Below are 20,617 nucleotides of genomic sequence, written 5' to 3'. Positions count from 1 at the left end.
GTTGTCCGCTACCTCTGTGTGGGAATTCGATGGGGTCGGTGTGCTACGCCGCGCTACGCTGTCGCTATGGACTCGATCAGCCAGAGAGAGATGCGCAATCAGTCGAGTGAGGTGCTCCGGAGGGTTGCGCAGGGGGAATCGATCATCGTCACCAACAACGGTGTGCCTGCCGCGGTCCTGGTGCCTCCGGGCTCGGACACTCGTAGCCGCCTGGCGGCCTCCAGTCGTCTTCACCTCGGTACCGGTCTGGATCTCAGTGCTCTCCCCGCGCCGGTCGCAAGCTCAGTCTCCACCGAAAGTCTGCTCGAGCAGGATCGCGGCCGGTGACGTACGTAGACACTTCGGGACTTGTGAAACTACTCATCGCCGAGGCTGAAACGGCAGCGCTGGGTGAATATCTGTCCAAAGTCGAAGACCGCACGACCTCGAGTGAACTGAGTATCGCTGAGGTGACGCGGACCGTGGCGCGCGCCGGAGTCGATGCGGCCGCAGCTGGGTTGCTCTTGCGTCAACTCGACCTGTTGACGATCGATGAAGCCAGCCTCTGGCGCGCAGGTCGGCTTCCCTCTCCAGCCGGCACCTTCTTGCGCACCGCCGACGCCATCCATCTCATCGCTGCCATGGAGCTCGGGGAGAGCGAATTTCTTACCTATGACCGCCAACAGGCCCAGGCCGCAGCGGATCGCGGATTTGCAGTGATCGCGCCAGGTTTGCCGGATGGCTGGTACCAGCCGGTGTGACAGCTTGAGAACCCCGGCCGTGCTTCGTAGCTCACATATACGCAGGGCCGGTTTCCAAGATTCCTGGAAACCGGCCCTGACCTGCGGTGGAGACGATGGGACTCGAACCCACAGCCCTTGCTGGCAAAGCTGGTGGGGCAAACTCGGATGGGCGCCTCCACGAGTACGGCAGCCGCGAAGGTTGCCGGGGGCAGTCGTAGGGACGCCGGCTCTTGGAGCGAGAACCCCTGGGCCGCGATGTGTACACCTGGTACATCCGGTACCGGATGTACCAGGTGTACACATCGCGATAGCTCCGCGCGGGCTTTCTCCGCGCCCCGAAGAACTCCGCCGCAACACCTCTCGCTCGCTCTGGCGACTCCTGTTGCTCAGCTTGCTCATCGGGAACAAACGTCACGGACTCCGTCTTGTACAGACGTACTAGTACAGGCGTACAGGAGTTGGCGATGGCGTACATCATGTTGGTCGTGGCGATTGCCCTGGAGGTGGTGGCCACGAGCTTGCTACCTGCGACGCAGGGGTTCTCTCGGCTGGGGCCGAGTGTGGTGTGTCTGGGCACCTATGCGGTGGTGTTCATGCTGTTGGGGCGCATCGTGGAGCAACTGCCGGTGGGCGTTGTCTATGCGACCTGGTCGGGTGCGGGGATTGCGGCGATCATGCTGATCGGGGCCACGTTCCTGGGTGAGCCGCTGAGCCTCGCCAAGGTCACGGGGGCAGCGATGATCATCGGTGGGGTGGTGATCCTTAACGTGGCTGGGGTTCACTGAGTCTGATGACTAGCTCCCGGGATCCGGAAGGCCGACGCCGCGCCCTGCTCGCGGCCACCGTCGAAGTGGTGGCCGAGGTGGGCGTGGCCCGCACGACGCACCGGGCGATCGCGGCCCGGGCCGGCGTGCCGCTCGGCGCGACCACCTACTACTTCCCCACTCTGAACGATCTCATTGCCGGGGCGCTGGAGCAGGCGGGCGATGCCTGGGACGCCGATCTGGAGCGCTGGGAGTCACAGTTGCGCGCCGCTCAGGCCGAGATCGGTGAAGGTGACCACGCAGCAAAGAAACTCAGCGACGTCCTCACGCAATTGATTTTGGGGTACCTGGCCGATCAGCCGCGTGCGCGGCTGGAGTGCGAGCTGTATCTCGCCGCGGGGCATACGCCGGAGCTGCGGCCCCTGGCCACCCGCTGGCTGATGGGGCTACGTGAGGTGACGGGTCGCCTCACCGACAAGAACACCGGCTACGCCCTCGCCACCCTCGTCGACGGAGTGTTTCTGCAGGCCACGGTCACGGGGGAGGCACCTCCCGCCGAACCGTTGCGGGCGGCCATCGAGCGGCTCTGGGTCACTTCCTGAAGTTCTTTTGGACGTTTGCCGGCCCCCGCGGTCAGGTCCCCGCCGGTTTCTGGTTACCGATCAGCACCGGGAACAGGAGCGTGGTGAGTGTTTGGCGCTGTTCTTCGTCCAAAAGCTCGAGAACTTTCGCCTCCACCTCGAGCATGGTGCGTCGGCCGATGTCGATGAGTTCCCGGCCGGCGGGGGTGACGACCAGATCGGCGGTGCGCCCGCGGCCCGGCAGCGTGCGTCGATCAACCGCGCCGAGCTCCTCGAGCTGACGCAGCGTGGCCTGCATGCTCTGTGCCGTCACTCCGGCCCGGCGGCCGAGTTCGCTGTACGACAGCCCGGCCTCGCGCGACAGATGACCCAGCGCGGAGAGATGCCTCAGGGAGGTGCCGTGTTCGCGTAGCCCTGCCTCGACCTCGGTCCGGATGGTGCGCCCGATGGTCATCAGCAGAAAACCCGGGCTGGGCTGCGGCGATCTCGGGGCACCAGTCACCTGCCCATCCTGACATCCGGCACCCCTCTCGGATCAGTTTAAGTCTGGCTGTAACCTGTCGCCCATGAAGGCCCTCCTCCTCGTCCTCCATGTGGTTCTGGCCATCGTGCTCATCGGCCCGCTCACCGCCGCGGCCAGCCTGTTCCCCCGCTATGCGCGCGAGGCTGTCGATGCCGGCGACGACCACGCCGGGCCGTTCGCCGTGCTCAAGGCGCTGCACCGGATCAGCACGGGATATGCGGTCGCCGGTATCACCGTGCCGGTGTTCGGCATCGCCACGGCCTCGGCCATGGGCGTACTCGGTGACTACTGGATCTGGGTCTCGATGGCCCTGACCTTGGTTGCTGCCGTCCTGCTGGCCTGGGTGGTCGTGCCGGTGCAGCGACGCGTCATGGAACTGCTGCAGAACCCGGGTGGGCCGGACCAGGTGCCCACCCTGCTGCCGCGACTGCGCATGGTGACGGGCATCTTCGGCCTGACCTGGGCGATCGTCGTGATTCTGATGATCGTGCGGCCCGGCTCGTCGACGGGGGTGTGATGACCTGGTCGCTGACGAAAGACTTTACTGCGCGAAATCTTTCGATCATTCCCGGATTCGGGGCCAGGCTGGTGCCACGGCGCCTGCGGTCTCCCGAATGCTGGGCCCACTCATTTCCCCCAGGCTGTTGAAAAGCCTTGCGGATAAACGGGGCGATCAGTCCTCGCTGCGCGGCCGGCGACCCGGCAGGGCGGCGATCCTGGCGTAGAAATGGTCGATCCGATGCACGACTTCGGTGAGCCCGTCGAGGTTCATGGGCTTGGTGACGTAGGCGTTCGCGTGCAGCGAATAGCTGCTGAGGATGTCGGTCGGGGCCTGCGAGGTGGTCAGCACCACGATGGGGATGCTGCGCAGCTCGGGGTCGTTCTTGATCTCGGCCAGCACCTGACGCCCGTCCATGCGGGGCATGTTCAGGTCGAGCAGGATCACGTCGGGCCGCGGGGCGTCTTCGTACTCGCCGGTGCGGCGGAGGAACGACACCGCCTCTTCGCCGTCGTTGACCACGTAGACGTTGCGCGGCGCGCCGATCGTCTCCAGTGCCTCTTCGATCATGAGGACGTCACCCGGGTCGTCGTCCACCAGAAGGACGGCCATGGCACGGGTAGCGGATGCGAGCATGAAGAACCCCTCGACGTGTGCGTATGGGCGGCCGAGGAACCACTTCGCGGTCTGAAAAGCTCGCACCTCGGGGGCTGGTGTGGTCAGACCGCGATCCTAACTGTCCACCAGTGGCCACGGACAGACGTGAGCCAGTGCCCGTGCACCGAATTGCGCGTGGCTGATCACCTACGGCCTGACCTGGCTCGATGCTGCCTCAGCCGGCCTCGTTCCCGGCGAGCCGAACGTGGGCGTCTTCCCATCCGGCCGGCAGCTGACCCGCGGGCAACCGGTAGAAGATGAAGGCGGAGGAAGCCATGGCCCGGCGGTGTCGTGACATCGCGCCGCGGTGCGGTTCCTGGCGGATCATCGCGTCGATCGAGGCCTGATCGCGCCAGGCGCTCAGGGTGAAGAACTCGCGCCGTAGCGGATGGGCCTCCAGCGAGATCCCGACCGCCCCCTCACTGCGCCCCACCTGGCGGTGAATCTTCATGGCATCCAGGAAGAACCGCGGCACCTGGCTCAGCTTGTGCAGCTGGAAGCGCGAGGCCATCACCACGACCTCGGTGTCATCGGTGAGCGTGCTGTCCAGGTTCTGCCACGGGATCGTCGGCATCGGTCCACTCCCTTGCATCTTGTCATTGGCTAGATGCAAGGAGAGTTGCAAATCTTCAATAACTTGTCAATGGCAAGATCCTGAATTACGGTCGGGAGTCGTGACATCCGGAACCAGGCCCTACCACCACGGCGATCTGCGCCGGACCCTGATCGAGGCGGCGGCCGACGTGATCGCCGAGTCGGGCACCGATGCCCTGAGCCTGCGTGAACTCGCGCGCCGGGCCGGCGTCTCGCACGCCGCGCCCGGCCACCACTTCGGCGACCGAACCGGCTTGCTGACTGCTGTGGCGGCACAGGGTTTCGAGCTTCTGGCGGACTCGCTGGAGCAGGCCGACGACTTTTCCGGCATGGGTCTGCGGTACGTGCGCTTCGCCCTGGCGCATCCGGGGCATTTCGCGGTGATGTTCCGCACCGACACCGTCAACGCCGAGGACGAGGCGTTTCAGGAGGCCTCCGGGCGCGCCTATGACGTGTTGCGAGGAGGTGCGGCAGAAGCGCTTTCGCCGGCTGACGACCGCGTGCCGGCCCTCGCTGCCTGGTCACTCGTGCACGGCCTGGCGACCCTGCTGCTCAGCGGGGTGATGAGTCTGGATCCGGGGCAGAGCGAGGACGACCTGGCCCGCCTGGTCACGCAGTGGCTGACGGGGCGATCGGTATGAACCGCCCAGCCGGGAGTCAGTGATAATCTCGACCTGCTCAAAGGGTGACGGAGACGTCGCCCTTCCTGGACGGGGAGGACCCTGATGAAGAAGCTGCTGATGGTCGCGGTTGCCTCCGCAGCCGGTGTCGCGGTGTGGCGCAAGGTCGGCGCTACGAAGCCCACCCAGCCCTGGGCGACAGTGACCGACAAGATTTGATCCTCCCGTCCCGTGAGTGATAATGATTGCTCGCGAGATACGGGGACGTGGCGCAATTGGTAGCGCACCTGCTTTGCAAGCAGGGGGTTGTGGGTTCGAGTCCCATCGTCTCCACCGCAGGTCAGAGGCGGTTTCCGATCACTCGGAAACCGCCTCTTTTGCTGCCAGGGAGCCTAATAGGGAGCCTAAGCGGCTGAGGGCCTCTGATCAGGCTCCCTGGTCGGCTCCCCCGGCCCGGTCTCGGTGTCGCCGAAGATCCGGTCCATGGCGGTGCCGCAAGCCCTCCAGGATCGGCCGCAGCTGATGCCGGGAGACCACCCGGTCGCAGGGGTGTCCTGTTCCCGATCAACGCGATGTCCTTGAGTGAAGCACCATGCTCTTTGCCTGGTTGCACAAACACCTGCACCCCGACGACATGTACTCGTAAGTAGGGCAAGGCGCTGGGCCCACGGCCTTGGAAATGCTTCTCTAGAGGACGTGTACTAACGATTTTCCTGCTGGCGCGTAGACGGGGCGGGTATGGTCGGGAACCAATAGCAACACCTGGAGTCACAACCACGAGGGCTAGCGGCTTCATCGGCCCCCAGGTTGAGTCGGGCGGTTCGGGGGACCTTATGGGGATTGATGTAACTATCAACCAAAGGACGCTGCTGGTTGGTGGCAAGACCTTTGCCCTACAGCACATAATCGGAACCTCTGGCATCTCATCGCGCTTGCCTCGGAAGAGGGTGCGAGAAGGGCCTACGGATAAGTCAAGGCGATGGCGCAAGATTCATAAATATGCCAGCCTTGCGAGCGTTGCCCTGCTCGTATTAGGCATTGTTTTTAGCCCTCACGATGGTTCCGATGAAGCCAATGTCGGCACTGTGATGGCCAGCCTAGGTTTTCTAGGGCTTTGGGTTTTCCCCTTTGCATACTTGGGATGCAGAAATGGCCTCTTGGTTCGAAAGAAGATATTCTATTTTACGATCCAGCCTTCGGGCCTAGAGTCTCTGACAATCTCGTCAATGGACGAGAAGGACCTAGGAGATCTCAAGAAAGCGCTGGATGGGGCGCTAGGATCCCCACCGGACAGGGCCATGGAGTTCACGGTCGAGAACGTGGTATTCGGTGACCAGTTCAATTTTCATGGACCAGGAGGAGTGGGCCAGGTCAATCTGAAATGACAAAATCCGACTGATCCGTCCGGAAAGGTTGAATCGATGGAGAGCAAGGATCTGCGCAGTTCCTACATCGGTGGGGATCAGATAAACATTCATGGGTCTTTTGCCATAGGGAAAATTTCACACGGGGAATCGCGCAACCAAGACCTCAACATAACCACGGCGGATAGAAACCGTGCGGCCGTTGAGCTAGAAGACTTTATTAGCTTCTTGGAGAAACGTAAACTCGTTGACGGTGCTAGCGTATTAACCGCCGAAGTTGAGCCATTAATTGAGGCTCAAAAACCTAGCCTTGCACACGTGCTAAAGATGGTGTCTCTAGGTGCAGGAAGGCAAATTCTAAAGATTGTGGAGCATGCCGCCGCTCCCGTACTGGTTGCGATGATTGAGAATGGCAATCTGTGACTTCAATCGGCGACTAGGCAGGCCGGAAGTTGCGGCCCCATCGGCTCCGCCGCAGGTAAGAGGCGGTTTCCGCGCCATCGGGAGGCCGCCTCTTACCTGCCCAGGGATCTAAGTGGCTGAGTGCCCTTGGTCCAGCTCCCCGGTCGGCTCCCCCGGCCCGGTCTCGGTGTCGCCGAAGATCCGGTCCATGGCGGTGGCTCCCCCTTCCAGGATGGGCCGCAACTGGTGCCGGTAGACCAACTCGGTCACGGCGGTTCCCTGGTGCCCGACCAGGCGGGCGATGTCTTCCAGGGACACCCCGTCATCGGAGAGCAGCGAAACGAAGGTGTGGCGCATTTCGCGTAGCGTCCACTCGGTTTCGTTAAGCCCGGCAGCCTTTACTACTCTTCGGAACGCGTGCCGAAGGTTGTGAAGGTCGTACTCGGTTCCTGCCGCTGAAGGAAAGACCAGTGAGTCATGCTCAATTGCTTTGGCTCCGAATTCCTTCTTCAGCTTCTCCCGCTGCCCCTGCAATGCCTTGACGCAGCGAATGGGCATCGCCAGGCGTCGCCGGGACTTTTGGGTCTTCGTGTCTCCACTCTCACGGACGGAACGAAGGACGGCGATTGAAGCCGGGATCATCTGGCCGTCCTTCTCTCCCCCGATCAAATCGACCTCTCGCCAACGCAGCGCCCGCAATTCCTCGGGCCGGGCACCGGTGAGGATCGAAAGCACGATGTAGGCGTGCATCCGGAATGCCTCGGAAGCGTCAAGCAGCTTCGACGCTTGGTCGAGCGTGAGCGACTTGGACGGGCGGCCCGGCCGCTCCCCCTCGGGCACCTCGCACAAGAGCACGATGTTCCGGCGGACCTTGTCCCGAGCCTGGGCCTTCTTGACCGACCGGTTCAGGACCGAATGCAGCATCTTCAGCGACCGGGTACTGAGGGTTTTTGATTCGGATTTGAGCCACTGCTCGACATCCTCGACCGAGAGATCCCGAAGCTTCTTCTTTCCCAGTCCGGGAATGAGACGATCCCGGGCAAGGTCGGTGTAGAGCTTGACCGTCTTAGCAGAGCGCCCGCTCAATCCGTGAGCCAGCCAGTAATCAACCGCGTCCGCCACCGTGTAATTCTGCGGAGTAGCCGGAGCCCCGTCCTCGTGCTCCCGGATAATCTCCTTCAGCTTCTCCCGAACCTCGGTCTTTGTGCGACCGATTGCCTTGCGCCTAATCCTCTTGCCGTTCGGTCCATATCCGAGATCGGCCAGAGCAACCCAGCGCTTGCGCGACTCCTCCCAGAAGATCGAACCGTCACCCTGCCCGCGACGCGTGGTCATTTAGGCGGCCCTCCCGATTTCGTTGTGATCCTGTTGCGCCTCGCGCTCCAGAAGGGCGATGTACTCCGTGATTCCTCGCTCGGTCACGAACCGCGTGCTGCCCTCGACCACCGAGGGGAGTCGGCCCGAGCGGATGACTTCGTAGGTGGTGCTGCGGGAGAACCCGAGAATCTGCATCACGTCCATGGGCACGCGGTAGAGCTTCCGGCCAAGCAGAGGGCTGTTTTCGGGGTGAGCCGTCGTCAAGGGAGGCGTCCTCTCGTCCGTGAGATCAGGCGCAGGCGGGGTGAGTGTGGGAACCGTCGTCGTAACTGAGCGGCTTGCGGCAGTGGATGCACACGGCCGGAGATGTAGGCGTGCCCGTGAGAGGCGTCCCAGCCGTCCCAGCCGTCCCACCGCTGGTCAGAGGGGGTGTGCTCTCGTCTCGATCCGTCCCATGGGACGGCTCAAGCCGTCCCAACGAGGGGTGAAGGAACGTCTGCGGCTGTTCCGGCCACGCGGTCGCGGGTCCGTCGGCCTCGACATCTTGCCCGGATTCGGCCAGCACTTCCGGGCAGTACCGCGACCAGGCGTCGGCGAATGCCTCGCGGGTGTAGCCCTTGGCCTGGATTCCATTGGGGAACCGGATGTTTCCGGGCCGAATGTCGTACTCCCGCAGCAGCCTGCCCAACTGCATCGGCGTGATCGCGTCGCCCCGGTTGCCGTAGGCGGCCCAGGGTGCCTCGTCGTCGCTGGTGAGCCGCATGAGCAGGGTGGACGTGGCCAGAGCTTCGTCGTCCTCGAAAGCGGCCCGGATGTCGATCAGGAGCCGGACCTGAATCGGCATGTCGGTGTTGGCCTCCTTCTCGGCCTCCAGAGCGAGGCACGCGGCCCGGGCCCGCTCGGGCCAGTCGCCCCCGGCCAGATCGGCGATAGCGATCAGGGGTTCCCAGGTGTCGGCGGCCCGGTCCTCGACCGGCATGACCGGTTCGGCGTGCTCCAGCTCGGGGTGAGAGCGGACCCACCGGTTCAGCTCGGCCCGCAGGCGGCCCAGGGGCGGCCCGTCTCGCTTGGCCCGGTACGGGGCGACCTTCTCGCCGGGCCCGCGTCGGCGCATCCGGATCACGATGGCCCGGTCTTCGATGGTGTCGGGCATAGTGCCGATCCCGGCCATGCCTGCCATGGCGAAGGTGGGGATCTCCTCGACCTGCCGGGTGGCAGCGTCGTACCGCAGCGCGGCCCGGCCTCGACCGAATCCGGCGTTCAGCAGTCCCCGCAGGTCCTCGTTGGCGCCCTGGGCGTTGGGCCCGAAGATCGTGTCCGCTTCGTCGATCAGGATCGTCGGAGCGTCCTCATCGACATCCCCGATACTGCGGTAGATCGCGGACGGAGACGCATTCACGGTCACCAACGGCTTCCACGACAGAGCCTCACCAACGTCCAGCAGACGGGACTTGCCGCAGCGCTTTTCGGGTGCCCGGATGACCATCCGGGTGGCGTGGGTCCAGAACTTCAGACCGTGGGTGGCCGCGACCCACAGCACGAAGGCATCGGTTGCGGCATCCGACGGGAGGATCACGTAGCGGGTCACGGCGGCCCGCACCCGGTCCAGGAGTTCAGCACCGTTGATCTCGGCCGGTGCTCGGCGTTCGGTGCTCACAGTTGTTCTCCCTCGGGGTTGTGGGACGGCTTGAGCCGTCCCATGGGACGGACCGGGGCGGGCCCGATCCCCTTCTGACCTGCGGCGGGACGGCTGGGACGGCTGGGACGCTTCTGGGAGGCAGGCCCGGTCGTCGCCCTGGTCGCGGTGCTCATCGGTGGGCGTCGCCGTGGAGGCGGCGGTAGAAGTTCCAGATCAGTCGGCCGGTGCGGAGCCTGCGGCCGGTTCCGGTGCAGCGGGGGCAGTCGCGGAAGCCCTTGCCGCCGAACCAGGCGAGACGTTTGCCCGAGCCGGAGCAGCGTCGGCAGTTCCCGAACGGCCAGAACACACACGTCAGGAGGTAACCGAGCGTGAAGAACAGGGGGATCAGGATCAGTGCGCTAGCGGGAGATGCCAGGGGGTTCAAGACTGCCTCCAGGGCCTCTGATTAGTGGTTTTGGGCAAAGGGGTGCTAGCCGCTAGGCCGCAGGTCGGCCCGGAGGTTGCGTGCTAGCGGGGGTGCTAGCGCTAGCAGCCGTGACCGCTAGCGCTAGCGGCGATCTAGCACCTAATCGGCGGCCCGTTTCTGGTTACGGCGCGTGATAGCCGAGAGGACGTCGGCCTTGGCCGGGCCACGCCTGGTGACGGGCTTGCCCTCGATCCGCCGGCCGATTTGCCCAACCGGAACCCCGTGGGTCTTCAGGGCTGCCGTGAGCTGGTCTCGTTCCCAGGTGTCATAGATCTCGGGCCGCAACTCGGTCAGTGCGGTCAGAAGAGACTCGTTCCATGCCTTCTCGTCCCCGACGGGCCACACGGTGACCAGATCGGCCAGCAGATCGAACGTCGGCACCTCACGCTCGGCCGGACCCTCGGGCATCGTCCCGGCCTTCTGCCGCAGCCGAACCGCCCGTTCAATGATCTTCTCGGCGCTGGTCGAGTCGATGTAGTACGACCGGTAGGCGCCAGCCTTGCCCAGCCCGACCGCGATGCCCCATCCCGCCTCGATCCCGGGCTCGAACACCGTTGCCCGATAGCCGTTCTTGTACATCGACGTACCCAGGATCATGTCGTTCGCCGTCTGGTCAGCCACCGACAGGCAGAACCGCGTGTTCACGTTCCGCGTGATCCCGGTCGGCAGTGAATCCTTGTCCGGAATCTGCGTGCCCAGGACCAGGACGATCCCCAGGGCGCGACCGAGCTTGATGACCTTCTCGGCCACCTCCCCGGCCTTCTTTCCGAACTCCTTGTGAAGAAACAGGTTCTGAATCTCATCAACAAAGCAGACCAGCGGATGAAGCCCAGAACCCTTCAGGGAAGCCAGTTCCGGCGTAACCTTGTTCTCCGGGCACATCCCCTTGGCCGCGTAGAACGCAATCCGCTTCGACCGACGCTCACACTCCTCGAACAACCAGTCGAAGAACTGGGCGCACCGGGCGATGGTCTCGTCATCGAACCCGTTGCCATACTCCGTGGCCACCGGCTCGATTGCCTTGAAGTCCCCGACCCCCTTCAGCTCGTAGCCGCGAATCTCGGCCCGGGGGTCGAGCGCAGCGGCCAGGATCAGCAGCCGCAGGGCGAACGTCTTCCCGGAACCGGGCTGACCACCGAACAGCCAGTTCCGGAACATCAGCTCGGCCAGCAGCGGACGCAACCGGGGATCGGTGGCGAACTCGAACGGCTTGAACAGGTCCACCGCACCCGAGCGGCTGTTGCCGTCCTTCAGCAGCGCCCAGACCGGCTGAGCCATCGCAGAGGCAGGCTCATGCCCGACCCACAGCGCGAGGCGGCCCGGGTGGGCCCGTCCGGCCGGTTCGGGCCAGACCTGATCCAGCGGGAGCCGCAGCGCAGAGGCAAGGCGTCCGCGTCGGGCGATGACTTCGGCGGCCTCGACCCCGAACGGCAGATCGATCAGGGCCAGATGCCCGGGCCCGTCGCGGTGGATCTCGGTCGGGAAGCTGATCGCGTTGGCATCCTTCGCCACCGCCGAGTTGATCCCGGCGATACCGATGGACGTCAGGCCGCGCCGGACCAGCTCGGCCGTGAGCTTGCGGTAGGTCTTGCCCTGCATCACCCGGTCGGTGATCCGGGCATCGGCCGGCATTCCGGCCCGAGCCAGCAGAGGCACCCCGATCAGCACGGTCAGTGCCTGGTAGAGCGTCGGGACGACACCGGTGACCAGCAGGACCAGAGCGACGGTGACGACCAGGAAGGTCGGGGCGGCCACCCACCAGCGCCACACCGATTGCCGCTGCCGCTGACGGTCGAGCTTGAGCCACGTCTCGGCGTCACCCCTGTTCGCGGCATGCTGCCGCAGCACCCAATTGCCCTCTTCCGCCATCGCCCAGCGGACCAGACCGCAGGACGTGCGGAACGCGCCGATCGGGGCGTAAAACGCAGCCTTTGCGGCATACTTCGGCGTCCGGGTTGCCTGGTAGGCAACCACGTATCCCCCGTACTTCAGGCCCCATCGGGCGGACATGTACAGCGCAGAGCGGGAGCGGGCCCACTCCGGGACGATCGGCCGGACCGGGCGGCCGTTGCGGCCGATCAGCCGGGCCGGGATGTCGTCGGCCGGATCGACCGGGGCGCCCAGGTCGTCACGCTCGATCAGCAGCGACTCGTGATCGTTGTCCGGGTCGATGTCGTCCTGAGTGTCAGGGTCGATGTCCGGTTCGCTGTCCGGTCGGGTGTCCGGTTCGGTGTTGCGAATCCGTGCGGTCGCCAGGTCGAAGACCTGGGCGCCGTTGTTCTCGTCGTTATCGTCCGTGGCCGTGCCGTACTCAGGGGCGGTGCTCATCCTTGCGTTCCTCCCGGAGTTGGTGGGCCCGCCCGATGCAGGGGACGGGCGGGCCCGGTGACGCGTGATGTCAGGCAGGGATCAGGCGGCGATGTCGTCCGGCTCGGCGACATCCGCCGAGACAGCGGGGCTGAAGTAGCGGCTCACCGTTCGCTCGGTGACGCCGAGCCGTTCGGCGATGTCGGCGTAGGTCCGGTTCGGGTAGCGCTTGCGCATCGCCCGGGCCTTCTCGGCGTTCGTCCGGATCTTGCGTTGTGGCTGGTCACGCCGTGCTGGCCGATCGGGCTCGGTCGTCTCCGGCTCGGTCTCGCCCTGGGCTTCCGGGGCGTCCTCTGCCGGGGCGTCGGTGTCCTCGGTCGCTGCCGGTTCGGCGTCCTTCTTCGTCGCTACCTGCGGTTCGGTCTCGGCCGGTTCGTGCCGGACCAGGTGGGCCAGAGCGGCACCCATCCCGAGGACGATGACGGGCAGGCAGGCGACCGTGGCCGTGATCGGCCAAGGGGCCCGGGTCATCCCGGCCGCTGCCATCAGGTGGTAAGCAACCTGTCCGCCCGCACCCAGGATCAGGGAGCCGATCGCGGAGACACGGGCGAACGTCCGGGCTTTGGCGCTGACGTTCAGGGCCAGCCACACGTACATGGCGTACGCGGCGTAGGTCTCGACCCCGATGGGGAGCGTGATCGCGGTGTCGATCGTCGCCTCGTCCCAGATGCCAGGCAGTGGCGACACCGGGCCGAACCCGGTCAGGCGGCCCAGCTCGACCCAGCCGGACCAGATCGCGACGAACGCGGGAAGGGCCAGCAGCAGAACCGGCCACACGCGGGGCGACTTCCCCGAACGCTGATCCGGCGTACTGGTTTCCGTGGTCATGCTCGATTCCTCCGTCACGTCGATGTGGTTGGTCTGCGGTGCGGACATCAGCACGCCTCCCCGGTGTCGCGGGCGAGCAACATCCCGTCAGCCCGGCCGGTGTCGATGGCCACCTGAATCCGGCCGTTGAGGCACCGGGCCTCGACCATCCGCGAGACCGGGCCCTCGACCTGGGCGTGATCCGGGGTCAGGAGCTGAGCAACGGCGACCGTCGCCGGGGTGACGGCCAGGGCGACCAGGTAGCCGATGGCCAGCCTGCGGCCCAATCGTCCGAACGGACGCCGGGCCTCGATCGCGGTGCGGACAGCGGCCCGGCGCTGCGCCTCGACCCCGCTCACGCGGCATCACCCATCGGGCGGCCCGCGTTGAAACGCTCCCGGCTCACCCGAGCCAAGCGACGCTCGGCCAGCCGGAGCCGGGCCCAGTCCAGTTCCGAAACACGCTGCCCAAGCTGAGCAATCACGATCTCGGCATCGGTGACCGCCAGCTCGGCCCGGATCACGGGCCCCTCGGCCTCGATCGCGGTGAGGTCCTGCGCCGACGGTTCGTCGTCCGCCATGTCGGCGGACAGGAAGTGGAACATCATCAGACTTCCGTCCAATCGTTCAGTTCGTCCGGATTGACTAGACAATGTGGACGTTAGAAGCGATCGCGGGGCGATGTCAACCACTTGAGATAGACTGTCTAGACAATCTGACCGGGAGGCAGGAACTCATGGCAGTGCCGAGCGGCACCCGCACGGTGAAGCAACAAATCGCAGATCAGCTGCGCAATGAGATCTTCGACGGCACGCGTCCTCCGGGCGGGAAACTGCCCACCGAGGCCGAGCTCATGGAGTCGTTCGGTGTGGCGCGGAACACAGCCCGCGATGCCCTGGGCCTTCTGGTCAACGAGGGGCTGATCGAGTCCCGACGTCCGCACGGCTACTTCATCCGGGACCGAAAGCGGATGACCTACCGCCCGCAGGATGACCTACAGCCCCCGTCGCCCGACGCTCAGAAAGACGTGTTCATCACCGAGCAGTCTCGGGCTGGGCGCGACCCTCACCAGACCATCGACGTGGCAATCGTCGCCCCGCCCGTCGTGGTGCGTGACCGCCTCAAGCTAGAGGCCGATGAGCTAGCCGTGGTCCGGCGGCGCGTCCGCTACCTCGAAGGCGAACCCTTCTACATCAATGACAGCTACTACCCGCTAGAGATCGTCAAAGACACCCCGATCATGGCGCCCCTCGACATCCCCGAAGGTGCCAATCAGGCCCTCGCGAACCGGGGCTTCGTCCAGGTCCGGGCCGTCGACGAGATCTTCTTCCGGATGCCCAGCCCCGACGAAGTGACCCGCCTCGACCTAACGGCCGGCACTCCGATCGCCCTGCACATCATCACTGGTTACGGGCCGGATGACCTGCCCATTCGGTGCGTCTACAACGTCCTTCCCGGCGACCGGCACGTCATCACGTTCGACCGGCCCGGCTTACCACTGCCCAGCGAGGACCAATGAAGCTCGGATTCCGCCAGGCACAGACCAGCGATGAGCCAACCGTTGCCGACCTCCAGGCCGAAGCCATTGCTTGGCTTGCCTCCAAGGGCACCGATCAATGGCAGACCACGGCTCCCCATAACCCTTGGGCATCGACCGATCGGAGTCTGAGTTCCTCGATCGCTCAGGGCAAGGTATTCCTTGCCCTCGACGGGGAGACGGCCGTCGGCTCGCTCACACTCGACGACTTCGCCGACCCTGAGTTCTGGACTGAGACAGACGATCCCGCATCGGCTCTCTACGTCCACCGCATGGTCATCGTCCGGCGACTCGCGGGCCAGGGGCTGGGCGGCCAGATGCTCGATTGGGCGGTACGGGAGACGGCTGACCAGGGGCACCGATGGCTGCGCCTAGATGCCTGGAAGACCAACACAGCGCTCCACGCCTACTACCGAAGCCAGGGATTCGAGCTGGTCAGGGTGGTCGATCTACCGCACCGGGGATCGGGTGCCTTGTTCCAGAAGGACGTCAGAGTCGCTATGCCGGCCTGAGCGCTGAGGGGTTGTTCCCGGTTCCACGCTTGACCGGGAACAACCCCGTTGGTCGTCAGCTCAGGTCACCCCTGAGTGTCACTTCATCAGGTGGTCGAGTTCGCCACCCTTGGCTCCCGCCACCCAGGCGCCGAATGCGACCGGGGTCAGGGTCAGAATCGGTCCCGCGCCCTTGGCTTTGGTGTCGCGGACCTGCACGCGTCCTTCATTGCCGCGCATCTCTACGCAGCCGTTCTGTGATCCGCTCTTCGCTGCCTTGAACCAGTCGGTTTCGACAGTCATGGTCTGAACTCCTTGATCGGTTGTGCCTGGTCGAAGGCGTCGGCGAACATGGCTCGGAACGCGCTCACTTGTGCCGGAATCTCCAAATATCTTTCCTCCACATGGTTTTCCAGATAGATCACGTCCGGGTCGGCCGGATCGTCGAACTCCATGACGATGAACGGTGCTGCCAGGAGTCGATGCAATCCGGCATGGAACGGCCAGACGCGGATGGACACCGCTTCTGATTCGTCCAGCTCAACCAGGTGCCTGAGCTGGTCCAACATCAGACGCGGGGAACCAACATGCGCCCGTAGAGCGGCTTCATGAACAAGAAAATCGGCGTTCAGCAAAGGTTCTCGGGCGAACAGCCGCTGCCGCTCTAGGCGGAACTCCAGCAGCGGCTCAACGTCGGACTCAGGCACTTCGGGATCGGCCCGGATGACCGAACGGATGTAGTCCGGGATCTGCAACAGGCCAGTGACGACGGACGCCGAATAGTCTTTCATGGCTGATGCCTGAGCCTCCAGACCGGCCAACAGCGACAGGCCCTGCGGAACTGCGTCCAGATTGGCCAGGAAGTTCCGCGCCTTGGCTCCCTTGGCCAGGTTGACCAGCGCCTGAGTCTCTTCATCGTCCAGGCCGTAGATGTCGGCCAGCTCCCGCGCATCGCCCGAGCTGGCCGCAACCGTCCCGGCCTCCATTCGGCGGATCTTCCAAACCGCGCAGCCGAAAGCCATAGCGGCTTCCTCCTGCGTCTTCTTGGCCCGCACCCGGTAGGTCTTCAGCCGGTTGGCCACCTGTCGTTGCGTCACGGTCGCCCGTGGTTTCCGCGCCACCATCGTCGACTTGCCCCCTGTCACGTCGCCCCGCGTCATGCCCCGTGAGCCGATGCTACGAACCCAGTAGACCGGGCTAAAGGCCCTGTTGCACTGAAGCCCGCAGGGCCGCCACGGTTAGTAGCAGAAACATACGGGGCGATAACGGGAAGTGAGATCGCGATGAGACGCAGATACACCAGCGGTGCTAGCGAGATCTTGAAAACCACCCTTTGGCCGTTCTGGGACATGGTCCCGGCCCGCTGAGCCGCCTGGGCTCAGCTCACAACAGCTCGGCGTCTGACCGCCCCACCACGCGGGTCGCTGCGACAGGCGCCGAGCCTCAACTCCCTTGATCCCCCTGCGTCAGACGGGGCCCCACCCGCCCCCGGCACAAGATGCCGGCCGCCCTGCGGGATGCCTGGGGAGCGTCGTCACGGGCAGACGACGCACAAGGGAATGGCGGGAAGCTGGCCTGACGGGGAAGCCGACTTCCCGCCCACCAACCGCCCCCACCGCACCCGTTGACGGGGAACACGGGCGCCGTGGGGGCACCCAACGTGACGTGCTCAGCCTCCCTCCGCCGAGCGACGTCACGGCATTGGCTCCGGCCGTGCCTCATTCACAGATTCACAGGCACGGTCGGAGCCGCACAGGTCAAACCGCACTCAGATCGCGGCCGAGAGATCCGCGTCTTCAATTAGCAGACGCGGCCCGCGAATACCGCCGCCGGTCGCAAATGGCGGTTTAGGGCGAATGGTCAGCCTTCACCAGTAAGAGACTGACGGAAATCTTCCGACTCCAAAGCCTTAATCATCAGAGGCCGCAAAGTCTCTGCAAACCCTGGTGCCCGCAACGCGGCGTAGCTGACACCGAAGGGTTTCAGATTTGGCAATGACAACCGGTACAGCTGGGAGTCCAGGCGTACAATATCCATCTCCATCAAACGCCTCAACGCCGCGCGAAAGATTTCATTCTTTCCAATAATAAGATTATCGAACATCTCTCGATGAAGGGCGGGTTCGGCGGCAGCGCTCTGCTTGAAAGACGTGAGAATACGCCTCATGCCGACAATAGCGCTGCTCACCTTCCTAGCGTTTGAACTCTTGAACGCCCCATCAGTGCCAACATAAGCAATCCTTGACTCAAAGGCCCTCCAGGGATGCCAGCAGTCGGGCCAATTAACCATCAATGCGTGGTCGGATCGACTAGTAACTCGGGCCTTGGGGTCGCCGGTGAAGTCTCGGGCGCTAAGAAAGACAGACGCTGCCTCCTTCGCTTGAACGACTGCAATGCTAGCGGCACGTATCTCCAAGGAATCCACGACGACGAGGACGCCGGGGCCGAGTTCCAATTCGCCTTGGGTAGATGCATTCAGCACAAGGCTGGCTTCGCGAAGGGCAACGGTTGCGCGGGCTAGAGGGCCTGTCAGCTCGACCACGCCCGACGTCATGGGTATAGAAAAATGTATAGGGTTAATATCCGGAACCCAAGAACCGTCCTCGTTAGTTGGGTATAGCACCAATGAATAGGTTTCCCCACCTTGTGCCAGGGTGAACCCGGCCGGTCCTCGCGACCCGGCAATGTAAGAGCGCACAAGATCACCGATCATTGATTCATCAACGGAATCGTGATCAGTTGCATCCGGGCTGAGGCCCGATACGAAATGAACATAGAAAGGCCCAGGCGGAGGGCAGGCGCCGATCAAGTCAGCGCGCTTAACTCCATGGAGAGCCGTTGTCTCGGCGACGGTAACAAATGCCCGAAGGTAGTCGGCGAAAACAACGTTTGCTAGCTGTGAATCCAAAATGAAAGGATGGTCCGGTACAAAGGTTCCAACCAATTCCTCGTAGGCAACTCGCTCGGACGTTGATAGTGATGCCGGGAGCGTCAGATCGAGGCTGACTTTGGAAACATAGGAGATCACCCGAAGCGTCTGCTCTTCCCGGGTGTACAGAAGGTCTCGTTTCTCGTCGGAGAGTTGAAGCGATTGAGCAACGCTCTCCCGGACTTTGACGCTCTCCCGATCAAGGATGGTTTCCACAATTTCTTTGAGTAGAATTCCTCGGTCAACGCTCGTTTTGTGAGACCGTTGGTCATTCAGCAAATCGTTTGCCTCAGACTGCGGGTTAGGCACCGCCATTCGCCGTGCTAGCGACAAAACAACTGGGGGATACCCAAGGAAGTAGTCCACCCTTGCCCAGTAGTCTTCGGACACGCTGATGTCGGGCTCAAGAGCCAAGGCAAGGTCGTTTGTGACGGCCCTTCGGAATTCGGCGAAAGGCTGCGGGTGCACTCTATGCGTCGTGTAAGTGTTGCCATCGACCTTCAAATTATCGAGGGTCACGTCGATAAGCTCGATGAAAGTCTCAGCATCGAGAGGCAAAAGATCAGCTACCTCGTAAGAGATGCCCATCTCTCCGAATGCCAACTCGGCGGCAAATATCGAGTCGGGGCGTCCAAGTACCACCACTTGGCGCATAGGAACTGCACCAGCGAGCAGAGCCGCAACGTCTTCGAGGAATGACCAGAAATGATCGTGCCCTGCCTTGAGTTGTGCCTCATCCAGACCATCGAGAACAAGGCCCATATGGCCCTGCTGAAGGGCAAACATAAACTGAGCTGCATTGCCAGGGCCAAAGGATTTTAGGAACATTCCCGACAATGAGTTGCTACCCACGTGAACTTTTGCAAGGTCTACCTTGGGAGCTTTGATAGCGTGGGCTATCGCCCTTGACGCCATTGACTTGCCCATTGCTCCGGGGGCGCGAATAAGTAGTATGGACGCCGAAGGGGTGATTGTATCCAAATTGAGCTGCGGCCATACGTAGCCCTCAGCGTCAGATACGTCGAGTTTTAGGCCCGGGTCATCTCGCTGAAGCGCCAGTTCTTCCACCTGACGCGACGGCATGGCTTGCACAACTGTGCGCAAGGAAACCTTCGGCACGTTGCTCCCCTATCTGAGCTGACTCTGATGCACGCCTTGACAACTTCGTGGATGCAATGTAGCGCATCAGGCGTTCAGAGTGTCTAGCCTGTGGAAAACGGGACGCTTCCGGTTCGCACGTGGTCGCTACGAGTGCTGGGGTTTCATCAGTCCCTTGTCCCTGAAATCGCAGAAACACCAACTGTTCGTCAGATTTTGTGTCATGGCTACGCAGAACTCTGGGCTAATCGATGACTTATCGGTCTTAGCGGATGGCGGATCGGATCGAAATCACCATGCGACTGAGTACGTGACGACCCCTCGGGCTAGTGCCTACACCGGAACGGGGACCGCCAGTCTTTCGGTCGTTACAGGCCCGGGCGCCGTTGAGGGATCGATGTAGACGTCGCCAGGGCAAGGGGCGGAACTCCTTATGCCGGCCAAGCTCCGGGGAGCCAAGCAGGGAGCCAACGGTCCCGGACTACCGTGGACGATCCGGGACCGATTTGGACTTTCAAATTCATCGAAAGTGGTTGCGCGGCAGAATGATTGACCCTTCTGGCCGCTTTGCAAGCAGGGGGTTGTGGGTTCGAGTCCCATCGTCTCCACCGCAGGTCAGGGGCCGTTTCCGCTTCGGCGGGGACGGCCCCTTCCACGTGCAGGGAGCCAAAGCCATCGGTTGGGGCTAGGGGGCAAGCTCGTCGATGGTCATACCTACGTCGCTGAGAATCCCCCGTAGGGTGCCCTTGGCGATGTCCCGGTTTCCATGCACAGGGACAGTAGTTCCTCGCCCGTCAGGGTGCCGCATAATGTGATGGCTTCCGGCGACTCTCGCGACCTTGAAGTCTTTTCGTTCAAGCGCCCGGACTACGCGCGCCCCGGAGACCGAAGGGAACGGGGGCATCAGGCCGCGACGGTGATCGACAGTTCGCGAGGGACACCGAACTCCTCGATCAGAGCGGTGAGCGCCTCGCGGAGGTCGTCCAAGGCTGCTGCTTCGGTGTCGCCTTCACCGTGGGCGCCCAGGCCGGGGCGGAGCTGGGCGTGGGCGCACCACACGCCGTCTTCGTCTTGTTCGATGACGATCGGTACCGTCACTGTGCGGGGTTCTGCCATGGCACAAACGATAACCCGCTCGGATCGTCCAGCGGCAGGATCTGAACGGAAGCGTGCTCAGGTCGGCGGGGAAAGTACAGCAAACACCCCGACCGCAGCCGCTCCGGATCGGCCGGCATCAGCGTT

General features: G+C 63.7%; 26 protein-coding genes, 1 tRNA gene and 1 pseudogene. 12 read left to right on the top strand and 16 right to left on the bottom strand.

The annotated features are described in order from the left end of the window. Positions 1-66: 66 nt before the first annotated feature. The 4 genes from QSK05_RS01030 (at position 67) to QSK05_RS01015 (ending at position 2,088) form a co-directional block, all read left to right on the top strand. A complete protein-coding gene (locus QSK05_RS01030; protein ID WP_285592919.1) occupies positions 67-327 on the top strand; it encodes a type II toxin-antitoxin system Phd/YefM family antitoxin in 261 nt (86 codons plus the stop codon). Beyond that, positions 324-740 carry a type II toxin-antitoxin system VapC family toxin gene (locus tag QSK05_RS01025; protein ID WP_285592917.1) on the top strand — a complete coding sequence of 139 codons (417 nt, stop codon included), beginning with the start codon at positions 324-326 and terminating at the stop codon, positions 738-740. The genes QSK05_RS01030 and QSK05_RS01025 overlap by 4 nt, the downstream gene beginning before the upstream one ends. Before the next feature lie 446 nt (positions 741-1,186). Continuing rightward, the gene (locus QSK05_RS01020) at positions 1,187-1,507 is read left to right on the top strand and encodes a DMT family transporter (RefSeq protein ID WP_285592915.1); all 321 of its coding nucleotides are present in this window, start codon (positions 1,187-1,189) and stop codon (positions 1,505-1,507) included. A 5-nt stretch (positions 1,508-1,512) separates the two neighbouring features. Then, a complete protein-coding gene (locus QSK05_RS01015; RefSeq protein ID WP_285592913.1) occupies positions 1,513-2,088 on the top strand; it encodes a TetR/AcrR family transcriptional regulator in 576 nt (191 codons plus the stop codon). Between the two features lie 31 nt (positions 2,089-2,119). Here QSK05_RS01015 and QSK05_RS01010 read toward each other — a convergent pair whose 3' ends face one another. After that, positions 2,120-2,569 carry a MarR family winged helix-turn-helix transcriptional regulator gene (locus tag QSK05_RS01010; protein WP_285592911.1) on the bottom strand — a complete coding sequence of 150 codons (450 nt, stop codon included), beginning with the start codon at positions 2,567-2,569 and terminating at the stop codon, positions 2,120-2,122. A gap of 64 nt (positions 2,570-2,633) precedes the next feature. On the opposite strand from QSK05_RS01010, the gene QSK05_RS01005 reads away from it, so the two are divergent. Next, positions 2,634-3,107 carry a hypothetical protein gene (locus QSK05_RS01005; RefSeq protein ID WP_285592909.1) on the top strand — a complete coding sequence of 158 codons (474 nt, stop codon included), beginning with the start codon at positions 2,634-2,636 and terminating at the stop codon, positions 3,105-3,107. A 156-nt stretch (positions 3,108-3,263) separates the two neighbouring features. On the opposite strand, the gene QSK05_RS01000 is transcribed toward QSK05_RS01005, so the two are convergent. Together QSK05_RS01000 and QSK05_RS00995 are read right to left on the bottom strand one after the other, a co-directional pair. Continuing rightward, the gene (locus tag QSK05_RS01000; RefSeq protein ID WP_285592907.1) at positions 3,264-3,725 is read right to left on the bottom strand and encodes a response regulator; all 462 of its coding nucleotides are present in this window, start codon (positions 3,723-3,725) and stop codon (positions 3,264-3,266) included. A 196-nt stretch (positions 3,726-3,921) separates the two neighbouring features. Next, positions 3,922-4,320, bottom strand: coding sequence for a hypothetical protein (locus QSK05_RS00995; protein WP_285592905.1), 399 nt, complete (start codon positions 4,318-4,320; stop codon positions 3,922-3,924). Between the two features lie 100 nt (positions 4,321-4,420). Between QSK05_RS00995 and QSK05_RS00990 the strand changes: the two genes are divergently transcribed. The 5 genes from QSK05_RS00990 (at position 4,421) to QSK05_RS00975 (ending at position 6,747) form a co-directional block, all read left to right on the top strand. Beyond that, the gene (locus tag QSK05_RS00990) at positions 4,421-4,981 is read left to right on the top strand and encodes a TetR/AcrR family transcriptional regulator (RefSeq protein WP_285592903.1); all 561 of its coding nucleotides are present in this window, start codon (positions 4,421-4,423) and stop codon (positions 4,979-4,981) included. 84 nt (positions 4,982-5,065) lie between these two features. Then, the gene (locus QSK05_RS36600; protein ID WP_502879698.1) at positions 5,066-5,179 is read left to right on the top strand and encodes a DLW-39 family protein; all 114 of its coding nucleotides are present in this window, start codon (positions 5,066-5,068) and stop codon (positions 5,177-5,179) included. A gap of 41 nt (positions 5,180-5,220) precedes the next feature. Continuing rightward, positions 5,221-5,293 (top strand) — tRNA-Ala (locus tag QSK05_RS00985). 893 nt (positions 5,294-6,186) lie between these two features. After that, positions 6,187-6,345, top strand: coding sequence for a hypothetical protein (locus QSK05_RS36595; protein ID WP_502879697.1), 159 nt, complete (start codon positions 6,187-6,189; stop codon positions 6,343-6,345). 36 nt (positions 6,346-6,381) lie between these two features. Beyond that, positions 6,382-6,747: a hypothetical protein gene (locus QSK05_RS00975; protein ID WP_285592899.1), complete on the top strand. Its 366-nt coding sequence runs from the start codon at positions 6,382-6,384 to the stop codon at positions 6,745-6,747. Positions 6,748-6,855: 108 nt separating this feature from the next. On the opposite strand, the gene QSK05_RS00970 is transcribed toward QSK05_RS00975, so the two are convergent. The 8 genes and pseudogenes from QSK05_RS00970 to QSK05_RS00935 all read right to left on the bottom strand — a co-directional run bounded on the left by QSK05_RS00970 (position 6,856) and on the right by QSK05_RS00935 (position 13,929). Further along, the gene (locus tag QSK05_RS00970) at positions 6,856-8,061 is read right to left on the bottom strand and encodes a site-specific integrase (RefSeq protein ID WP_285592895.1); all 1,206 of its coding nucleotides are present in this window, start codon (positions 8,059-8,061) and stop codon (positions 6,856-6,858) included. After that, the gene (locus tag QSK05_RS00965) at positions 8,062-8,253 is read right to left on the bottom strand and encodes a helix-turn-helix domain-containing protein (RefSeq protein ID WP_285592893.1); all 192 of its coding nucleotides are present in this window, start codon (positions 8,251-8,253) and stop codon (positions 8,062-8,064) included. It lies immediately after the preceding gene. Between the two features lie 79 nt (positions 8,254-8,332). After that, positions 8,333-9,700 (bottom strand): DUF3631 domain-containing protein, encoded by a 1,368-nt coding sequence (locus QSK05_RS00960; protein ID WP_285592891.1) that lies wholly within the window; start codon positions 9,698-9,700, stop codon positions 8,333-8,335. Between the two features lie 151 nt (positions 9,701-9,851). Further along, positions 9,852-10,106: a hypothetical protein gene (locus QSK05_RS00955; RefSeq protein ID WP_285592889.1), complete on the bottom strand. Its 255-nt coding sequence runs from the start codon at positions 10,104-10,106 to the stop codon at positions 9,852-9,854. Positions 10,107-10,247: 141 nt separating this feature from the next. Beyond that, positions 10,248-12,476 (bottom strand): hypothetical protein, encoded by a 2,229-nt coding sequence (locus QSK05_RS00950; RefSeq protein WP_285592887.1) that lies wholly within the window; start codon positions 12,474-12,476, stop codon positions 10,248-10,250. Between the two features lie 417 nt (positions 12,477-12,893). Then, positions 12,894-13,298, bottom strand: a pseudogene (locus tag QSK05_RS36205) (ABC transporter permease); the annotation flags it as partial. Between the two features lie 92 nt (positions 13,299-13,390). Beyond that, positions 13,391-13,681 (bottom strand): hypothetical protein, encoded by a 291-nt coding sequence (locus QSK05_RS00940; RefSeq protein WP_285592883.1) that lies wholly within the window; start codon positions 13,679-13,681, stop codon positions 13,391-13,393. Continuing rightward, complete coding sequence (locus QSK05_RS00935; protein ID WP_285592881.1) at positions 13,678-13,929, bottom strand: DUF6284 family protein; 252 nt, start codon at positions 13,927-13,929, stop codon at positions 13,678-13,680. Before QSK05_RS00935 ends, QSK05_RS00940 begins: the two co-directional genes overlap by 4 nt. A gap of 44 nt (positions 13,930-13,973) precedes the next feature. Here QSK05_RS00935 and QSK05_RS00930 point away from each other — a divergent pair, with 44 nt between their 5' ends. After that, positions 13,974-14,840: a GntR family transcriptional regulator gene (locus tag QSK05_RS00930; protein WP_285592879.1), complete on the top strand. Its 867-nt coding sequence runs from the start codon at positions 13,974-13,976 to the stop codon at positions 14,838-14,840. Continuing rightward, a complete protein-coding gene (locus QSK05_RS00925) occupies positions 14,837-15,370 on the top strand; it encodes a GNAT family N-acetyltransferase (protein WP_285592877.1) in 534 nt (177 codons plus the stop codon). The genes QSK05_RS00930 and QSK05_RS00925 overlap by 4 nt, the downstream gene beginning before the upstream one ends. A 78-nt stretch (positions 15,371-15,448) precedes the next feature. Here QSK05_RS00925 and QSK05_RS00920 read toward each other — a convergent pair whose 3' ends face one another. The 5 genes from QSK05_RS00920 to QSK05_RS00905 all read right to left on the bottom strand — a co-directional run bounded on the left by QSK05_RS00920 (position 15,449) and on the right by QSK05_RS00905 (position 20,491). Continuing rightward, positions 15,449-15,652 carry a DUF397 domain-containing protein gene (locus QSK05_RS00920; protein ID WP_285592875.1) on the bottom strand — a complete coding sequence of 68 codons (204 nt, stop codon included), beginning with the start codon at positions 15,650-15,652 and terminating at the stop codon, positions 15,449-15,451. After that, positions 15,649-16,509 carry a helix-turn-helix domain-containing protein gene (locus QSK05_RS00915; protein WP_285592873.1) on the bottom strand — a complete coding sequence of 287 codons (861 nt, stop codon included), beginning with the start codon at positions 16,507-16,509 and terminating at the stop codon, positions 15,649-15,651. Before QSK05_RS00915 ends, QSK05_RS00920 begins: the two co-directional genes overlap by 4 nt. Before the next feature lie 700 nt (positions 16,510-17,209). After that, the gene (locus QSK05_RS00910; protein ID WP_285592871.1) at positions 17,210-19,396 is read right to left on the bottom strand and encodes a hypothetical protein; all 2,187 of its coding nucleotides are present in this window, start codon (positions 19,394-19,396) and stop codon (positions 17,210-17,212) included. 664 nt (positions 19,397-20,060) lie between these two features. Then, positions 20,061-20,279: a type II toxin-antitoxin system HicA family toxin gene (locus QSK05_RS36200; RefSeq protein WP_352299567.1), complete on the bottom strand. Its 219-nt coding sequence runs from the start codon at positions 20,277-20,279 to the stop codon at positions 20,061-20,063. After that, positions 20,279-20,491 (bottom strand): type II toxin-antitoxin system HicB family antitoxin, encoded by a 213-nt coding sequence (locus tag QSK05_RS00905; RefSeq protein WP_285592869.1) that lies wholly within the window; start codon positions 20,489-20,491, stop codon positions 20,279-20,281. Before QSK05_RS00905 ends, QSK05_RS36200 begins: the two co-directional genes overlap by 1 nt. Between the last annotated feature and the right edge of the window lie 126 nt (positions 20,492-20,617).

Source organism: Kineosporia sp. NBRC 101731, assembly GCF_030269305.1.
GTDB lineage: Bacteria > Actinomycetota > Actinomycetes > Actinomycetales > Kineosporiaceae > Kineosporia.
The sequence above is the reverse complement of the archived record's forward strand: the minus strand, read 5'-3'. Positions and strand labels throughout refer to the sequence as shown.

What these genes read in the sequence shown, in the direction of transcription:
- QSK05_RS36600 (WP_502879698.1), top strand. Translation starts at nt 5,066, where the DNA reads ATGAAGAAGCTGCTGATGGTCGCGGTTGCCTCCGCAGCCGGTGTCGCG.
- QSK05_RS00930 (WP_285592879.1), top strand. Translation starts at nt 13,974, where the DNA reads ATGTGGACGTTAGAAGCGATCGCGGGGCGATGTCAACCACTTGAGATA.
- QSK05_RS01005 (WP_285592909.1), top strand. Translation starts at nt 2,634, where the DNA reads ATGAAGGCCCTCCTCCTCGTCCTCCATGTGGTTCTGGCCATCGTGCTC.
- QSK05_RS00905 (WP_285592869.1), bottom strand. Translation starts at nt 20,491, where the DNA reads ATGGCAGAACCCCGCACAGTGACGGTACCGATCGTCATCGAACAAGAC.
- QSK05_RS00970 (WP_285592895.1), bottom strand. Translation starts at nt 8,061, where the DNA reads ATGACCACGCGTCGCGGGCAGGGTGACGGTTCGATCTTCTGGGAGGAG.
- QSK05_RS00925 (WP_285592877.1), top strand. Translation starts at nt 14,837, where the DNA reads ATGAAGCTCGGATTCCGCCAGGCACAGACCAGCGATGAGCCAACCGTT.
- QSK05_RS00975 (WP_285592899.1), top strand. Translation starts at nt 6,382, where the DNA reads ATGGAGAGCAAGGATCTGCGCAGTTCCTACATCGGTGGGGATCAGATA.
- QSK05_RS00935 (WP_285592881.1), bottom strand. Translation starts at nt 13,929, where the DNA reads ATGATGTTCCACTTCCTGTCCGCCGACATGGCGGACGACGAACCGTCG.
- QSK05_RS01030 (WP_285592919.1), top strand. Translation starts at nt 67, where the DNA reads ATGGACTCGATCAGCCAGAGAGAGATGCGCAATCAGTCGAGTGAGGTG.
- QSK05_RS36200 (WP_352299567.1), bottom strand. Translation starts at nt 20,279, where the DNA reads ATGCCCCCGTTCCCTTCGGTCTCCGGGGCGCGCGTAGTCCGGGCGCTT.
- QSK05_RS01000 (WP_285592907.1), bottom strand. Translation starts at nt 3,725, where the DNA reads ATGCTCGCATCCGCTACCCGTGCCATGGCCGTCCTTCTGGTGGACGAC.
- QSK05_RS00920 (WP_285592875.1), bottom strand. Translation starts at nt 15,652, where the DNA reads ATGACTGTCGAAACCGACTGGTTCAAGGCAGCGAAGAGCGGATCACAG.
- QSK05_RS36595 (WP_502879697.1), top strand. Translation starts at nt 6,187, where the DNA reads ATGGACGAGAAGGACCTAGGAGATCTCAAGAAAGCGCTGGATGGGGCG.
- QSK05_RS00995 (WP_285592905.1), bottom strand. Translation starts at nt 4,320, where the DNA reads ATGCCGACGATCCCGTGGCAGAACCTGGACAGCACGCTCACCGATGAC.
- QSK05_RS01015 (WP_285592913.1), top strand. Translation starts at nt 1,513, where the DNA reads ATGACTAGCTCCCGGGATCCGGAAGGCCGACGCCGCGCCCTGCTCGCG.
- QSK05_RS00915 (WP_285592873.1), bottom strand. Translation starts at nt 16,509, where the DNA reads ATGACGCGGGGCGACGTGACAGGGGGCAAGTCGACGATGGTGGCGCGG.
- QSK05_RS00950 (WP_285592887.1), bottom strand. Translation starts at nt 12,476, where the DNA reads ATGAGCACCGCCCCTGAGTACGGCACGGCCACGGACGATAACGACGAG.
- QSK05_RS01020 (WP_285592915.1), top strand. Translation starts at nt 1,187, where the DNA reads ATGGCGTACATCATGTTGGTCGTGGCGATTGCCCTGGAGGTGGTGGCC.